We start from the raw sequence: 16752 nt of genomic DNA, 5'->3' as shown, positions 1-16752 counted from the left end.
GCGCCCTGAGCGCATTGCGCGTAATGCCGGCGCGCTGAACGCATCTATTTACCTGACGCCGACCGGGGAGGCACTGAGCACTGTCAACACCATCCGACCCGCTGGAACGCGACCAATTTGCGGCGCTTTACCAGGAATTCCTACCGCGTGTGCTCAACTACTTGCGCGTACGCGTGGGTGACGAAGCGCTGGCTGAAGAGCTGACCGCCACCACCTTCGCACAGGCTTTCGCCAAACGTCAGCAACTGCGCAACGTGGCGGCGTTTCCGGGGTGGTTGTTTCGCATTGCGCACAACGAACTGGCGCAGCACTTCCGGCGCCGGGCCAATCGCAACACGCTCACGGTGGACTTCGATTTCCTGGTTGCGCTTCCGTCGTCTGAGCCTGATCCTCACCAGGTCGTGGTTCAGCAGCAGCAGGTGCAGCTTCTGCTGCAAGCCCTGCGCTCGCTGCCCCCGCGTGAGCAGGAAATTTTGGATCTGAAATTCGTGGCTGGACTGAGCAACGTGCAGATTGCTGAGGCAACCGGCTTGACCCCCAGCAACGTCGGTGTCATTGTCTTCCGTGCCCTGCACAAGCTGCGTGACTACCACACCAACATGCGAGGTTGATGATGTTTGCCCGCAGGGATGATAGGGATGATAAGAAACCGATGAGCGACGCCGAATGGGCCGCGGCCGACGCGCTGGAAGCCGTCTGGGAGAGCGACGTGCAACCCGACGCAGACCTGCAGCCGCTGCTGTTCACCGCGCGTCAGTTGACCGACCTGGCGGCCGCGCTGCCGCCGCCGTCACTGGCGTTGACGCAGCGCGTGCGCCGGCTGACCGCCGCTCCGCCGCGGCCGGCAGGGCGCCTGCAACGAATCTGGTCGCCCCGGCCCTGGTTGCGCGTCGCGACGGCGCTGGCGCTGGCCGTGCTGGCTCTGTCGCTCTTCACGGCGCCAGGCCAACGTGCTATGGCCGCACTCATGGCCTCACTTAACCTGGGCGACGGCGCCGCGCACAATGTGCGGGTCAATGTGTCGCCGGACCCACTGCGCACAGGGCCGCAGTACACCGGCGCCCGTGCGGAAAATCTGGCTAACCTGGACACGGCGCGCGCGCGCGTGCCCTATCCCTTGTTGGAACCGGCCTGGCTGCCGCCCGGCTACACCCTGCAGGGCGTTTCGGCCGTCTCATACGCCGGTATGCCCGATTGGTTCCCACAGCCGCTGTACATCGAAACTGATTACCGGGCCGCCGGCGCATCGCGCGTGGGCTTCGACCTGACCCTGCGCCAGTTCGGCGTGGCGCTCGGCGAAACGGGGCGCATCCGCACCTTGCGCTTCGACTCTGTGGATGTCACCGCGACGCAGGAGGTGCAGGTAAACGGTCGCGCCGCGCTGCTGCTCACCCTCGGTCAGCCCAGCCAGGATGCCGCGGTGCGTGAACTGGTCTGGCAACAGGGTGACGTGATGATCGAAATCTTGAGCCAGTCCCTCAGCCCCGAAGATATGCTGGCCGTGGCCGCGTCCCTGCGCTGAACCGATCTCGCAGACTCAATCGCAGACTTCTGCAGGCTCGCAGACTGTGGAAGTCCATTGTGGGGTATCATGCTTGCTGTACTCTCATTTTGGATCGTTGTCCAACTCATCGCCCTGGCGACTCTGCCGTTGACCTGGCGCCTGTGCAGCCGGCTGCCGGACCGCGGTTACGCGTTGGCGAAACCGCTTGGCCTGCTGCTTGTCACCTATGTGCTGTGGCTGGGCGCCAGTTTTGGCTTCCTGCGCAACAGCCTGGGCGGCATCATCCTGGCGCTCTTGCTCGTCGCCGGCCTCTCGGCCTGGCTGCTCTGGCGTGACGCCAGCGCCACCCCCATGCTGGCCTGGCTGCGCCAGCACGGACGGTTGATCCTCATCACCGAAGTGCTCTTTGCCGTGGCTCTTGCCATCCTGGCCTATTACCGGGCCTTCGATCCTGCCATCTCCGCGACCGAAAAGCCGATGGAACTCATGTTCCTCAACAGCGTGCTGCGCAGTGAGCGCTTTCCGCCGCTGGACGCCTGGCTGTCTGGCTACAGCATCAGCTACTACTACTTTGGCTATGTCATGCTCGCCGTGCTGACCCAGCTCAGCGGGCTGACACCCGCGTTCAGCTTCAACCTGGGTCTGGCCACCTGGTTTGCCCTGGTTGTGGTGAGCGCCTTCAGCGTGGGGTACAACCTGGTGGCCCTGCTGCCCGGCGCCAGCACCCGCTCGCTGCGGAACAGCGTGCTGGCCGGGCTGTTGGCGGCTGTCTTCGTCGTCGTCATGGGCAATCAGCAGGGCATCCTGGAGTTTGCCTACCACAACCGCATCGTGCCCGCGGAAGCGATCCAGGCCCTGGACATCAAAGAGATGACCGATAGCGCACCGACCGGCCAGTGGAACGTGGGCGAATACTGGTGGTGGTGGCACGCGTCACGGGTCATTCATGACCGTGACCTGGCGGGCAACACGGTCGAGGTGATTGACGAATTTCCGAATTTCAGCTTCATCCTGGGCGACATGCACCCGCACGTGCTGGCCCTGCCCTTCGTCATCATGGCGATCGGCCTGGCCCTCAACCTGATGCTCAGCGCGGCACAGAGCGCCGGGCAGGGGACCGCCGGGAACGGTGAGGCGTTTTCCTTCCGTGGCCTGGTGTCCGCCTTGCCAACGCTCTTTCCCCTGGGCAGCCTGGGCGTGTTGCTCTACGCCCTGGTGTTGGGCGGCCTCAGCTTTCTCAACACCTGGGACTTCCCCATCTACCTGGCGCTGACGGTGGTGGCGGTGGGCGCGGCCCTGGCCCAGCAGCGCCGCGCGGTGGATGGCGTTGTGCTCGGACGCAGCCTGGCGCTGGGCGCACTGCTCGGCTTGCTCGGCATCGGCCTCTATCTGCCTTTCTACCTCGGTTTCCAGTCGCAGGCCGGCGGCATCCTGCCCAATCTGCTCTTCCCTACCCGGTTGAGTCAGTATGTGGTCATCTTCGCGCCCTTCCTGACGGCAACTCTCGCCTTTGCCCTGTTCTTGACCCTGCGGGCCGGCCCGACTACCGTGCTGCGCGGCAGCCTGGCCTGGCTGCCCTGGACCCTCGGCCTGCCCCTCGCGCTCGTGCTCTTGATGCTGCTCCTGACCAGCGTGGTGCCCTCCTTCCAGTCCTTCGTGCGGGAACTGCTGGCGAATCCGGCCGTGCAGGCGCAGACCGGCGGCGCCGACGCCAACGCCCTGCTCGGCCTGGCGCTGCGCGTGCGCCTGGCCAGCCCGTGGACATTCCTCCTCCTGGCCGTGCTGCTGGCCTGGCTGGCGGGCCTCTTGAACAGCCAGATCACAGCACGCAGTGAATCTGCGCCAGACGCACCGGCCCCGGCGTCGTCGCCAGCGCTTGCCGTCACCTTTGCCCTGCTTCTGCTCGGCCTGGCGCTGCTGCTCACCTTTGCGCCGGAGTTCGTCTACCTCAAGGACAACTTCGGCACGCGCATGAACACCGTCTTCAAGTTGTACTACCAGGGATGGACGCTGCTGGCGCTGGCGTCCGCGTTCATTGCGGCCTACTTGTGGCAGGAACGCGGACAAATCCCGCTGCGCAGTGTGGCCCTGGCGTTGCTGGCCCTGCTGACCGTGACCGGCCTCTACTACCCGGTGGCCGCGGGCTACAGCAAGGCGGGCCGCTTCGCGCATACCCCCACGCTCGACGGCCTGGCCTACCTGCGCCAGTACAACGCGGGGGACTACGCGGCCATCCAGTGGATCAAGAGCAACGTCAGCGCGGCCCGCGTCATGCTGGAGGCCAGCGGCGGCTCTTACGATCGTGACGGCGCCGGGCGTTTTTCGATGAGTACCGGCATCCCCACCCTGCTCGGTTGGGACGGGCATGAGGCGCAGTGGCGTGGCCGCGCCTATGGCGAGATGGTCAAGGGGCGACCGGAAGCGATCGAGGCGATCTATCGCACGGCCACCGCCAACGAACTCAACTCGCTCCTCAATCAATGGGGCGTGGACTACATCGTCGTCGGTCAGCTCGAGCGCAACAAATACCGCTTGCAGCCCACCGCGCTGACCCGCCTCGACCGCAGCCTTGACCTGGTCTACGATCAGGACGGGGTGCGCATCTACCGGCGCCGCGGCCCGATCATCACCCAGCCGCCACCCATCGGCCCCGTAGCTGCGGCCGCAACCGTGGGCGGCGCCAACCCGTAACCTGCGGCCGCAACCGTTGGCGGCGCCAACCCTCTGCAAGAACGAACATTCAAGGTAACTATGGTCTCTTCGCACATCATGACGCAATCATCCGCAGCCGACTCCGAATCAACCTGGGCGGGCTGGCTCACCGTGGAACGGGCTGCCTATTTGGGGATAGCTCTGCTTGCCCTCTTCGTCAGGTTCTTCAACCTGGGGCTGCATCCTCTGGGCGCGGCCGAAGCTCACCAGGCCCTCACCGCCTGGCAACTGGCGCAGGGCGATTCCCTGGGGGGCATGGTCAGCGGGGTCAGCCCCCTGCTGCTGTCGCTCAATCACGTGCTTTTCCTGCTCACCCTCGGCAGCGATACCCTGGCGCGCGCGCTGCCCGCGCTGGCCGGCACGCTCCTGGTACTGTTGCCCTATGGCCTGCGCCATGAGCTGGGCCGCCGCGCCGCGCTCATCGGCGCTCTGCTGCTGGCGCTTTCGCCCACGGCCGTGCTCTTTTCCCGCACGGTGGATGGTCACAGCCTGGCCTTGCTGGGCGCGCTCCTGGCCCTGGTGGCGGTGACGCGGAGCCTGGCCGGCGCCAACCCCTGGGCCGCGTGGGCCGGGGTGGGTGTGGCCGTCGCGCTGAGCAGCGCGGCCGGCGGCATCACCGGCGTCCTGGCCCTGCTGCTCGGCCTGGTTTGGTTTGCCCGCGGCCAGATCGCCAACCTGTCGTCGCGCCTGCGCAGCCTGATCCAGGCGGCTGCAGGGCCGGCCGTCCTGGTTTTCGTTCTCGGCGCCACCCTGCTGCTCACCTTCTGGCCTGGCCTGGGCGCCACCGCGGATCTGTTCGGCCAGTGGCTGGCGCACATCGCCCCGGCTGCCGATGCGCCGCCGTTTTGGTGGCCTCTGCTGCGTCTGCTGCTGGATGAACCGGTCATCCTCTTCGGTACGCTGCTGGGCCTCGGTTTCTGGGCCTTCAACCCTGCTTTCAGGCAACGGCTCACCTGGCCGGTCAAGACGGCCGCACTTTGGGGCGGCCTGGCGCTGCTCCTGGCGCTGTTGGGTCGCCAGCCAGCCGATGGTTTTGTCATCGCCGTGCCCTTAACCCTGTTGGCCGCGCAGGCGTTCGATTGGCTGCTCTCCCAAGTGCAGGATGGCCCGCGCTGGTCCGAAGAGTGGATCGTCATGCTGACCAGCCTGGTTCTCATCGTCACCTTTCGCCTCTACCTGGCGAGTTGGGCGCAAGCCAGTCAGAATCAGTACCTCATCGCCGCGCTGGTCCTCCTCGGCCTGATTCTGGTCCTGCACGTGCTCAGCGGCTTCTGGATCGGCCTGCGCGCCACGTTGGGCGTCCTGGCATTGTTCGTGCTGACGGCGGTCAGCGTGGGACAGGTGGGGCGTCTGTGGGCGCTCAATCATAATCTGCTCCCGCGCCAGGTGCTGTTGGCTTACGAAACCGTCACCGCGCCCGATGTGCGCGTGCTGGTCGCGACCCTGGTCAACCGTTCGGCCCATCGCTACGGCGACGAGCACCGTTTCCAGGTGGACGTGGTGGCAGGGCCAACCAGCGACATCGTGCGCTGGTACGTGCGCGACTTCCAACGTGTGCGCCTGGTGACCTCAGCAACGGACGCCAACGACACCGACGCGCTGATAAGCGCCATGTCCGACGATCCATCGCCGCCTGGCGCCGACTTCATCGGCGCGGCGTACACCGTGACGCAGCGCTGGACGCCCCAGGGCTTGAGCGGTGCGCCCCTGCTGCGTTGGCTGCTGAGCGGCGAAGCCAAGACGCCGGCGCAGAATCAGGACGTGGTGCTGTGGGTGAATGGGGCTGAATAGGGCAGACTGAAATACAGAGCAATCATCTGGCAATAGCCTGGAATCTTGCTAAACGATTATCGAGGATGAAATGCAAAACGTAGGAATCACGGAAAATTTGGACGCGTCATTTGTCAAACGCTTCAATTGGAATTCGAAAAGACAGCTTGGGCCTTGCTCTTGATCCTGGCGGTGGTCACGCACCTTTACATGCTGGGAGTGCGCGCCATGAGTCACGACGAGAGCCTGCACGTGCTCTACTCCTGGAAGTTGTATGACGGCCAGGGGTATCAGCACCAACCGATGATGCACGGGCCGTTCCGGTTTCACATCAACGCGTTGGGTTACGCCCTGTTCGGCGTCAACGATGCCGTCGGACGGCTGCCGGCGGCTGTGGCTGGCATCGCGACCGTTTGGCTCTTGTGGTTCTTCCGCTCTTACCTGGGGCGCCTGGGCGCGTTCCTGGCCGCGACGATGTTTGCCATTTCGCCGGCCATTCTCTACTACACGCGCTACATCCGCGATGAGTCTTTCATGCTCCTATTCCTGGTCTGGCTCATCCTGATGATCTTCCGCTACTTCGACACGCGCGAACCGAAGTACCTGATCGTGATGATGGTGCCCTACGCGTTGATGTTCACCTCGATGGAGATCTCCTATATTTTCGCCGGGCTTTTCATCGGTTTCTTCCTGCTCTACGCCCTGTTGGACATCGCGCGCGACGCCTGGTCGCAAGACGCGCTCAAGATCCCCTTCTTTGTGGCCCTGGCAGCCAGCGCCGTGGCGGCCGTCTACAGCTTCTATCGGGTTACCCGGGGTGAGGTTGGCGTGTCTGAAACGGGCGCCATCATCGTTTTCTTCCTGGGCGTGGCCCTATTAGCCACCGCGCTCTACCTGGCCTGGCGAGGCGTAGGCGAGCGCCTGCATACCCATCCGGCCCTGGACGTGGTCATCTGGCTGTTGGCCATCGCCGCGCCGCTCTTTTCGGCCTTCATCATTCGCATGTTCGGCTGGGATCCGCAGGATTACAGCCAGACCGGCTACATCCGTTCGTTGGGCGTCTTCCTGGTGATGCTGGTGGCGGCCGGCGCAGTCGGTGCGCTGTGGGGTCGTGTGCGCTGGCTCATCGGCGCGGGCGTGTTCTACGTGATTTACATCCTGCTCTTCACCACCTTCTTCACCAACGGCCAGGGCATCGCCACCGGCGCCATCGGCTCCCTGGGCTATTGGCTGGCGCAGCAGGAAGTAGCGCGTGGCGGGCAGCCCCTCTACTACTATCTGCTGACCACGCCGATGTATGAGTTCCTGCCCCTCTTCCTGACCCTGGGCGGCATCGTGGCTTTCATCACCGGGCGCGGCTGGCGTTTCCTGATTCCAAAGCCGGAGGCGGAGGGCAAAGATCAGAGATCAGAGATCAAAGATCGGGTTCATGGAAGGCGAACGATCTCCGGTCTTAGGACAGAGATCGGAGATCAGAGAGCAGAGATCGGGTATGTGGAAGACGAGAATGCGCCGCTCAGTGGTCTCCGGTCTCCGGTCTCCGGTCTCCGGTCTCCGGTCTCCAATCCCCAATCTTCGGTCTCCAATCCCCAATCTCCAATCTCCGGTCTCCGGTCTCCGGTCTCCAATCCCCAATCTCCGGTCTCCGGTCTCCGGTCTCCGACCTCAAACTTCCAGTCGCTCTTCACCCTGTTCAACATCTGGTGGTTCCTGGGCGCGTTTGGCGGGTTGACGTGGGCCGGCGAGAAGATGCCGTGGCTCACCGTCTACATTGCGTTGCCCATGACCCTGATGGGCGGCTGGTGGGCCGGCCGCGTGCTGGAGCGCATCGAGTGGGGCGCGTGGCGTAAGCAGGGCGGCCTGTGGCTGCTGCTCTCCCTGCCGGTGATGATCTTTGCCCTGACAACCCTGGCGCAATCCAGCCCCTTCCAGAATGTCACCATCGCGGGCCTCAGCACCACCCTGCAATGGCTGGCCGCGCTGGCGATGCTGCTGGCGCTGGCCTGGCTTGCCGTCGGTTGGATTCGCAACCTGGGACGCCAGCGCAGCGGGCAGACGATCTTCCTGGCGCTGGCGCTGGCGCTGGGCCTGTGGACGGTGCGCGTCAGCTACATGTTCAACTACATCCACTTCGATGACGCGACGGAACTGCTGGTCTACGCGCACGCCACCCCGGACATCAAGCGGGCCATGAACGAAATCGCAGAGATTTCCGAGCGCACGGTGGGCGGCAAGCAGATCAAGGTGGCCTATGATGATGATTCGACCTGGCCGCTGGAATGGTACCTGCGCGAGTATCCCAACCGCTCCTTCTACGGCGCGTCTCCCAACCGCGATGCGCTCGACGCGCCGGTTGTCCTGGTGGGCGACAAGAATGAAGACAAGGTCAAGCCGTACCTGGGCAGTCGCTACGTGCGTTACAGCTATCGTTTGGTCTGGTGGCCCAAGCAAACCTACTTCGGTCTCACCTGGCAGCGCATCCGTGACGGCTTGCGCGATCCGCAACAGCGCAAGGTCGTCTGGGATGTCCTCTGGTATCGCAAGTACACCCAGCCGCTCAGTGAATGGGACCCGGTGCATCGCTTTTCGATGTACGTGCGCAAGGATGTGGTGACATCTATCTGGCAGTACGGCGCGGTGGCCGCCAGCGGCGACATCACCGATACCGTTGCGGCGGTTGATCCCTACGAAAAGGGTGTGCGTCAGGTGACGTCGCTCCGCCAGTGGGGCGGCGCCGAGGGTGAGGCCAATGGTCAGTTCCGCTCCCCGCGCAATGTGGCCACCGCTCCGGATGGCTCCCTGTATGTGGCTGACACCGGTAACCACCGCATTCAACAGTTCGACGCCAGCGGCAATTTTGTGCGCCAATGGGGCGGACAGGGCGCCGGCAACGGTCAGTTCAACGAGCCGTGGGGCGTGGCTGTGGCCCCCGATGGCAAGTTCGTCTACGTCTGCGACACCTGGAACCACCGCATTCAGAAGTTCAGCGCCGAAGGCACGTTCGTCAAGGCCTGGGGCGCCAACGGCGTCACCGATGGTCAGTTGGGGCAACAGGGCGTCTTCTGGGGGCCACGCGCAGTGGCTATTGATGGACAGGGCCGTGTCTACGTGACTGACACCGGCAACAAGCGCGTGCAGGTCTTCGATGCCGATGGATCACCCGTGGGTCAGTTCGGCGGCGCCGGTCTGGTGGACGGCGCCCTGGATGAGCCGGTCGGCCTCGCCATTGACAAGGACGGCAACATCTACCTGGCCGACACCTGGAACAAACGGGTGCAGGTCTTCAGTAAGGATTTCAAGTATCTGCGCCAGTGGCCGGTGGAGGGATGGCCCAGCCAGTCTGTGGTCAACAAGCCGTACCTGGCCGTGGCCGACACAGCCAACGGTCGCCGCGTCTACGTGACCGATCCTGAATACTACCGGGTACTCATCTTCGATGACCAGGGCAAGTTCATTGCGCTCTTTGGCCAATACGGCAATCAGGCCAATGAGATGACCCTGCCCACCGGCATCGCCGTGGATGCCCAGGGACAGTTGTTCGTGGCCGACCCCGATTCGCACCGGGTGATACTCTTTCCGGCCGTGAACTGAATGCTCAGAGCTGAACGCTGAACGAGGAATGCTGAACGAGGTGGTCGCTTGTCCCAATTGATTGCTCTGCTGGCTGCAGCTATCCTGGCCTGGCAGGGTCTGCGCTCGTTTGCCACGCCGCCCTTTGCGGCCGATGGCTGGTTGTGGATGGCGGGCGCCGCGGTGCTGGCGGCGGTGGCGTTTGCGCGCAGCGAGGTTTTCATGCGCGAGCCGCAGCCGCGTCAGACCTGGCACTGGGCCGCCCGCGCACCGTTGCTCGCCGGCCTGGCGCTGCTGTTGCTCGGCATTGGCGTCAACGTCTGGGCCAACGTCACGTTGCACCAGAAGCTCTACGACATCCCCGCCACGGCCGCCTGGGTTGCCAGCCTGCTCCTGGCCCTGGTTGGCGCCGGCCTCCTGCAGCGCCGCCAGGCGAGCGCACCAGCCAACGCCGGGGCGGGCGCTGGTGTCACGCCGGAGGCGCTGACCCACGGCGCTGCTGTTCAGCAGTCAGCATTCTCAGCGTTTTCGCAGGAGACGCCAGACAGTCAGCATTCCCCCTGGTATCGTCGCCTGCCTTACCTGGAACTAGCCCTGGTGGCCCTGCTGGCGGGGGTCGCCATCTTCTTTCGTGTCTATCGCCTGACCACCATGCCGCCGGGCATCTTCATTGACCAGACCAACGGCGCGCTCGACGCGCTGGCCATCCTGGAAGGACGCCAGGCTTCGCCCTTCGGCACCAGTTGGTATGAAATCCCCACCCTGTACGTCTACTTCATGCTCGGCATGTTCAAGCTGCTGGGCGCTAGTTGGCTGGCGCTGGTTCTCGCCTCGGTTGTTCCCGCGGTGCTGACCGTGCTGGCCGTCTACCCCCTGGCGCGCACCCTGTTTGGCGTGCCCACCGCCCTGGCCGCTATGGCGTTCATGGCCTTCAATCGTTGGCACATCAACATGAGCCGCTGGGGCTGGATCGAAGTGGCGACGCCGTTCTTCCAGGTGGTCAGCGTTTACTTCCTCGTGCGCGCCGCCAAGACACGGCGCCTGCTCGATTTTGCCCTGGCCGGGCTTTTCCTGGGCCTGGGCATGTACATGTACCTGGCTATTCGCATGGCCGTCGGCGCGGTGGCGCTCTATGTGCTCTATCGCCTGCTCGTACAGCGCGGCTTCTGGCGCGCCTGGGTTGGGCTGGCGCTGATGGCCCTGCTCTATCTGATGACCTTTTCCCCCCTGGCCGACCATTACCTGCGCAATCCGTTCACCTTTCTCAACCGTTCGCAGCAGGTGACCATCGCCAACGACATCAAGCAGGCCGGCTCCTACCAGCCGCTGTGGGAAAACCTGCGCCGCCATGCCGAGATGTTCACCGTGCGCGGCGACTCCAACCCGCGCCACAACTTGCCGGGCGCGCCCATGGTGGACCCCGTGACCGGCGCGCTGCTGCTGATCGGCTTCGGCTACGGTCTTTGGCGTGTCCGCGATCACCGCTACGGCCTGTTGCTCATCTGGATTTCCATCACCCTGGCCGGCGGTGTGCTTTCATCGCTGGGCGAAGGCCCGCAGGCCTTTCGCACCCTCGGCGTGACGCCGGCCGTCGCCATCCTGGCCGGCGATGTGCTTGTGCGCGCCTGGGTTGCACTGCGCCGCGGCCTGGCGCCGCGGCCGACCGCTGCGCCGTCGTCTCCTGGCCCTGATGGCCTCCCCTTACCCTGGAACGCCTGGGCCGGCCTGAGCCTGGTGGCGCCGCTGGCGCTGCTCGCTCTCGCCGCCTACGCCAATTACACTGTCTTCTTCAACCAGCAGGCCCACAATGAAGCCGTCTGGCAGGCCTTCTCCCCGATGGAGACCGCCGTGGCGCGCGAGGTGCAGAGCAAGCTGTCCACGCACAGTCTGTACCTGGCGCCGCGTCTCTTCTATTTTTCGCCGCTCATTTTTCTCACCTACCAGGCGCCTGGCGACGGCGGGGGCGGTCTGCGTGAGAAGCCGTACCGCATGGCGCAGCCGGTGGACGACCTGCCGCTGCCTGACACCTCCGGGCAGGATGCGCTCTTTCTGCTCGACACGCACTATCAGGATTTGCTGGAACTGTTCACCGCCTATTACCCCGGCACGACCTCGCAGATGGTCACCGGCCCGCAGGGTCAGCCCCTCTATCTCAGCGTCAACGTACCCGGCGCGGAGATCGTCGCCTTGCACGGCCTGAGCGGCGACTACAACGGCGTGACGCGGCGCGATGCCCAGGTCAATTTCACCTGGCCGCAGGACTGGCCGGCCGGCGCCGCGCCTGGCCCCGTCACCTGGACAGGCGCCCTGCGCATGCCGCATACCGCCCAGGTAGACTTGCGCAGCGAAGGGGACTTGCAGATCGAGGTGGACGGCCAGCCCTGGGACGGCGGACGGATGCTGGGCAAGGGCCTGCACGCGCTGCGCCTGCACCAGGCTGATCCGGCCGCCGCGGGCCGCGCGGCCCTGCTCTGGACGGTGGCCGGGCAGGGCGAGCAGCCGGTTCCGCCCGAGGTGCTGTTCGGGGTTGGTCTACCGCAGCATGGCCTGATCGCCACCTATTACAACGGTGAGAGCTGGAGCGGTCCGCCCGCCTTCTCCGTCATCTCCCCGCTCGTGCTGTACGCCTGGGCCGAGGCGGAACCCTGGCCCGCGCCGTTCAGCAGCACGTTCAGCGGCGAACTGGAAGCGCCCGTGGATGGCAGCTACTTCTTCACCGTCAACGGCGACGACGGCGTGCGCCTCTGGCTGGATGGGAAGGTGGTTGGCGAAGCCATGCAACCCGACACGGCTAACGAGTTCAATGCGACCGTTTCGCTGACCGCCGGCCGCCATGCCATCCGCGTGGACCATTTTCAGCGCGGGGGCGGCAAGGCCCTGGAGCTGTGGTGGCAACCGCCCAACGGCCCGCGCCAAGTCGTGCCGCCGCGGGTGCTGTGGCCCACGCAGGAGTAGTGGAGATCAGAGATCGTCCGGTAGAAAAGCACCCGCAGCCGCGGCTTATCGTTCATGGGTTCAAGGCAAATGTTGAGAAAATCCGCTGCCTGGTGTATAGTTCAGCCACATCATTCTCGCAATTCACGAGGCTCCTTCCATGGCGGCTGAGTTCGTTCATCTACATGTCCATTCTGAATTCTCCCTGCTCGATGGCCTCGGTCGGGTCAACGACCTGGTCAAGCAGGCCGCCAGCCTGGGCCAAAGGGCGATGGCCCTGACCGATCATGGCACCATGCATGGGGTCATTGACTTCTTCCGCGCGTGCAAGAGGGAGGGCATCAAGCCCATCGTCGGCGTGGAGGCTTACCTGACCAAGCACGGCCGGCCGATGGAGGGTCGCGACGCCACGCTGGACAAGGCGCGCCATCACCTGCTGCTGCTGGCCGAAAATGAAATCGGCTACCGCAACCTGCTCAAGGTCTGCACGCATGCCCAACTGGAAGGCTACTACTATCGCCCGCGCATTGACAAAGCCTTTCTGGAGGAGCACGCGCAAGGGCTGATCTGCACCAGCGGCTGCCTGGCGTCCGAAATTCCCACGCTGCTCAACCAGGGCCGCGAGAACGACGCGGTGGAACGCGTGCAGTGGTATCGCGACGTATTTGGGCCAGGGCGCTATTACCTGGAACTGCAAGAACACAGTATCCCTGAGTTGGACAAGGTCAATCGCCAGTTGATCGAGTTCAGCCGCCAGTATGACTTGCCGCTGCTGGCAACCAACGATGTGCATTATGTGAAATCACGCGACGCCACTCCGCACGACGTGCTGCTGTGCATTCAGACCACCGCGGCCATGACGGCCAAAGAGCGCCTGCGCATGAGCGATGGCTCGTACTATGTGCGCAGCGCGCAGGAGATGGACCAGATCTTCGGCGCGTACCCCGGCGCCCTCTCCAATTCGCTGCTCATCGCCGACATGTGCAACGTGGATGTGGAGGACAAGAACTACCACCTGCCGCCCTTCCCTGTACCTCCAGACCATGATTACCAGAGCTACCTGCGCCACCTGGCCGAAAACGGCCTGCGTCAGCGCTACGGCAGCCGGGTGAACGATCCGGCCGTGCGCCAGCGCTGCGAGCACGAGTTGAAGGTCATCCATGAGATGGGCTTCGATGTCTATTTCCTGATCGTGGGCGACCTGTGTCGCTACGCCAGGGAGCGTGGCATCTGGTACAACGTGCGCGGCTCCGGCGCCGGCTCAGTCATCGCCTATGTCACCGGCATCACCAACCTCGACCCGCTGCCCAATAACCTGATCTTCGAGCGCTTCCTCAATCCGGGCCGCGTCTCCATGCCCGACTTCGACCTGGACTTCCCGGACGATCAGCGCGAGGAGATGATCCGTTACACCATCGCGCGCTACGGCGAAGATCAAGTGGCGCAGATCGTCACCTTTGGTCGGTTGAAGGCGCGCGCCGCGGTGCGCGACGTGGGCCGCGTGATGGAGATTCCGCTGTCTGCGGTGGACCGCGTGGCCAAGATGATCCCCAACATCCCTGGCAAGCCGGTCAGCATCAGAGAGGCGCTGGAGCAGATTCCCGATCTCAAACAGACCTACGACGAGCAGGCGCAGGTCAAGGAACTGCTGGAGACCGCCAGCCTGATCGAAGGGGTTGCGCGTCACGCCTCCACCCATGCGGCCGCCGTCATCATAGCCGACCGGCCGCTGATTCACTACACACCGCTCATGCGCCCGCAGAAGTCGGCCATCACCAAGATGGTGACGCAGTACGAGTTTCCGGTACTCGAATCCATCGGCCTGCTCAAGGTGGATTTCCTCGGCCTGTCCACGCTCAGCGTCATGCGCGAGGCCACGCGGCTGATTGCCGAACGTCACGGCACGCGTTTCACCCTGGACAACATCCCGCTCGACGATGTGGAATCATACAAGCTGCTTGCCGGCGGTGAAGTGGCCGGCGTCTTCCAGGTGGAAGGCGCGGGCATGCGCCGTGTCCTGACCGAGATGCAGCCGCACGAGTTCAACAACATCGTCGCGGCCATTTCCCTCTATCGCCCCGGCCCCATGGACTTCATCCCGGAGTACATCGCCTGCCTGCACGGCCGCAAAAAGCCCGAATACGTCCATCCCGCCCTCGAGCCAATTCTGGGCGAGACTTACGGCGTTTGCATCTATCAGGAGCAGATCATTCAACTGCTTACCCTGGTAGCAGGTTACACGGCCGGCGAGGCGGACCTGGTGCGCCGCGCCATCTCCAAGAAGAAGGCGGACGTGATCGAGAAGGAGCGTGCCAAGTTTGCCCAGGGCAGCGCCAGAACCTCGGGCCTGACGCGCGAGGAGGCGGACAAGATCTGGGACGCGCTGGAGGGCTTTGCCCGCTATGGCTTCAACCGTGCGCACGCGGCCGACTACGCGGTGATTTGCGTGCAGACCGCGTATCTGAAGGCGCATTACCCGCTGGAGTTCATGGCCGCGCAGCTCCTGGTTGAGCGCGACAAGAGCGATAAGGTGACCAATTTCATCACCGAGTGCCGCCGCATGGGCATCGAGGTGCTGTCGCCGACGCTGAACGCCAGCGGACTCGATTTCACCATCGAGCAGCGGCCGGCCAACACGCCGCCGCCCATCGGCCATGATGCGCACATGGCCTACCGCTTCCCCATTCCTCCGGGCGCGGCCATTCGCTTCGGCCTGGCGGCCGTCAAGAACGTGGGCGAAGGGCCGGTTGAAGTTATCCTGGCGGCGCGGCGCGCGGGGGGGGCGTTCCGATCACTGGAAGATCTTTGCCAGCGCGTGGACCTGCGCAAGATGACCCGGCGCCCGCTGGAGTGCCTGATCAAGGTGGGTGCGTTGGACGACTTCGGCGAGCGGGCGCAGATGCTGGCGGCCATCGAAGGCATGATGGGTGAGAGCGCCGCCGCGCATGAAGCCAAAGATGTCGGGCAGATGAGTATCTTCGACCTCTTCGGCGGCAAGGACAGCAGCGCGCGCGGCGCGCTGACCAAGATTCGCCTGCCGAAAGTGGAAGCAGCCAAGCCGCGTGAACAGCTCACCTGGGAAAAAGAGCTGCTGGGCGTCTATGCCTCTTCGCACCCGCTGCAACAGATCACTGTGGATGTCAGCGACCTGGTCACTTGCCAGTGCGGCGCGGTGGATACGACCAGGGCCGGCCAGTCACTACTCCTGATCGGCATGTTGACCGAGATCAAGCAGATTGTCACCAAGAAGGGCGAGCCGATGGGCTTCTGCACGCTGGAGGACCTGGGCGGCTCCGTGGAGTTGACTATTTTCCCGCGCACGTACGCGGAGGTGCGCGAGCGGCTGGCGCTGGAGAAGGTGGTGCTGGTGCGCGGCAAGGTGGACGCACGCGACGGTAGTCGGGTCAGCATCCTGGTGGATGTGCTGCAGGATTATGTGGATCGGGCCAAGATCCTGCAGGACGGCATGCCTGTGCGCCCCCCGAGCCAGGCGAGCCGTGCGATCAGCCTTCCCGGCAACGGCAAAGTGTACGATGCCCAGTTTGGGCCTGGCCGGCCCTCCGCCGCGGCGCCCGCGCTGGCTGCGAAGCCTGGCGGCGGAGGGCCGATGGCCGGCGCCTGGTACAACTTCGGCGGCGAAGGCAGCGATGACGACGAAGAAGACGCGCTGGCGCCGCTGCTGACGGACGACGATGACGAGGAGGCAGAGACGACCTGGCAGCCCGCGGCCGAATCGCCGGGCGCCTGGGGACGCTTTACGCCCAGGCTGCGACCGCCTCTGCGCCCGTTCTGGCCGACGGCGGCCGCGCCCAGGCGGTCTACGTGGCAGCAAGCGCCGCAAATGACCATCCGCCGGCAAATGGCGCGCCGGCGCCGATCGCCGCGTCCACGCTGTTCGAGCTGGCGCGCGATCCTGCGCATGGCGCCACGGCCGCGCCGCATGATCCGCCCGCGCCGCGGCCGCGCACCCTGCACATCACCATGCCGCCCAGCGCCAACGCCGAAGAGGACAAGCGGCGCCTGACCCAAATCTACGACCTGATGCGCCAGCACCGGGATGCCCAGAGCCGCGACCGCTTCGTGGTCTACCTGACCCAGAGCGCGCGGCGGTTGATGCTCGATTTTCCCAATGATCCCGTCACCTGCAACCACGCGCTGCAGGCCACGCTGGCGGGGCTTGTGGGGTGGGAGAGCGTGCGGGTGGAGGCGACTGCAGCCGCCGAATGAATTCGGGGCGAAAGCGCGTGCCGCCGCCATGTCAC

General features: G+C 64.8%; 8 protein-coding genes. All 8 read left to right on the top strand.

Features of this window, described 5'->3' with window-relative positions; all coding sequences use genetic code 11:
- The first annotated feature begins 80 nt into the window (after positions 1–80).
- The 8 genes from IPF85_RS26875 (at position 81) to IPF85_RS26840 (ending at position 16717) form a co-directional block, all read left to right on the top strand.
- The gene (locus IPF85_RS26875; protein WP_343411215.1) at positions 81–611 is read left to right on the top strand and encodes a sigma-70 family RNA polymerase sigma factor; all 531 of its coding nucleotides are present in this window, start codon (positions 81–83) and stop codon (positions 609–611) included.
- A gap of 41 nt (positions 612–652) precedes the next feature.
- The gene (locus tag IPF85_RS26870; RefSeq protein ID WP_343411128.1) at positions 653–1522 is read left to right on the top strand and encodes a hypothetical protein; all 870 of its coding nucleotides are present in this window, start codon (positions 653–655) and stop codon (positions 1520–1522) included.
- Between the two features lie 69 nt (positions 1523–1591).
- On the top strand, positions 1592–4195 hold the full coding sequence (locus IPF85_RS26865; protein WP_343411127.1) for a DUF2298 domain-containing protein: 2604 nt from the start codon (positions 1592–1594) through the stop codon (positions 4193–4195).
- A gap of 78 nt (positions 4196–4273) precedes the next feature.
- On the top strand, positions 4274–6007 hold the full coding sequence (locus IPF85_RS26860; RefSeq protein WP_343411126.1) for a hypothetical protein: 1734 nt from the start codon (positions 4274–4276) through the stop codon (positions 6005–6007).
- Between the two features lie 126 nt (positions 6008–6133).
- A complete protein-coding gene (locus IPF85_RS26855; RefSeq protein ID WP_343411125.1) occupies positions 6134–9577 on the top strand; it encodes a flippase activity-associated protein Agl23 in 3444 nt (1147 codons plus the stop codon).
- Between the two features lie 48 nt (positions 9578–9625).
- Positions 9626–12511: a PA14 domain-containing protein gene (locus tag IPF85_RS26850; protein WP_343411124.1), complete on the top strand. Its 2886-nt coding sequence runs from the start codon at positions 9626–9628 to the stop codon at positions 12509–12511.
- A gap of 139 nt (positions 12512–12650) precedes the next feature.
- Entirely contained in the window at positions 12651–16514 is a 3864-nt protein-coding gene (locus tag IPF85_RS26845) for a DNA polymerase III subunit alpha (RefSeq protein WP_343411123.1), read from the top strand.
- Positions 16472–16717, top strand: coding sequence for a hypothetical protein (locus tag IPF85_RS26840; protein ID WP_343411122.1), 246 nt, complete (start codon positions 16472–16474; stop codon positions 16715–16717). Before IPF85_RS26845 ends, IPF85_RS26840 begins: the two co-directional genes overlap by 43 nt.
- Positions 16718–16752 lie beyond the last annotated feature (35 nt).

It is taken from the genome of Candidatus Amarolinea dominans (genome assembly GCF_016704685.1).
Lineage (GTDB): Bacteria > Chloroflexota > Anaerolineae > SSC4 > Amarolineaceae > Amarolinea > Amarolinea dominans.
Note: the sequence above shows the minus strand (reverse complement) of the source record. Positions and strands in the feature narration are given on the sequence as shown.

What these genes read in the sequence shown, in the direction of transcription:
- IPF85_RS26840 (WP_343411122.1), top strand. Translation starts at nt 16,472, where the DNA reads ATGCCGCCCAGCGCCAACGCCGAAGAGGACAAGCGGCGCCTGACCCAA.
- IPF85_RS26860 (WP_343411126.1), top strand. Translation starts at nt 4,274, where the DNA reads ATGACGCAATCATCCGCAGCCGACTCCGAATCAACCTGGGCGGGCTGG.
- IPF85_RS26865 (WP_343411127.1), top strand. Translation starts at nt 1,592, where the DNA reads ATGCTTGCTGTACTCTCATTTTGGATCGTTGTCCAACTCATCGCCCTG.
- IPF85_RS26870 (WP_343411128.1), top strand. Translation starts at nt 653, where the DNA reads ATGAGCGACGCCGAATGGGCCGCGGCCGACGCGCTGGAAGCCGTCTGG.
- IPF85_RS26845 (WP_343411123.1), top strand. Translation starts at nt 12,651, where the DNA reads ATGGCGGCTGAGTTCGTTCATCTACATGTCCATTCTGAATTCTCCCTG.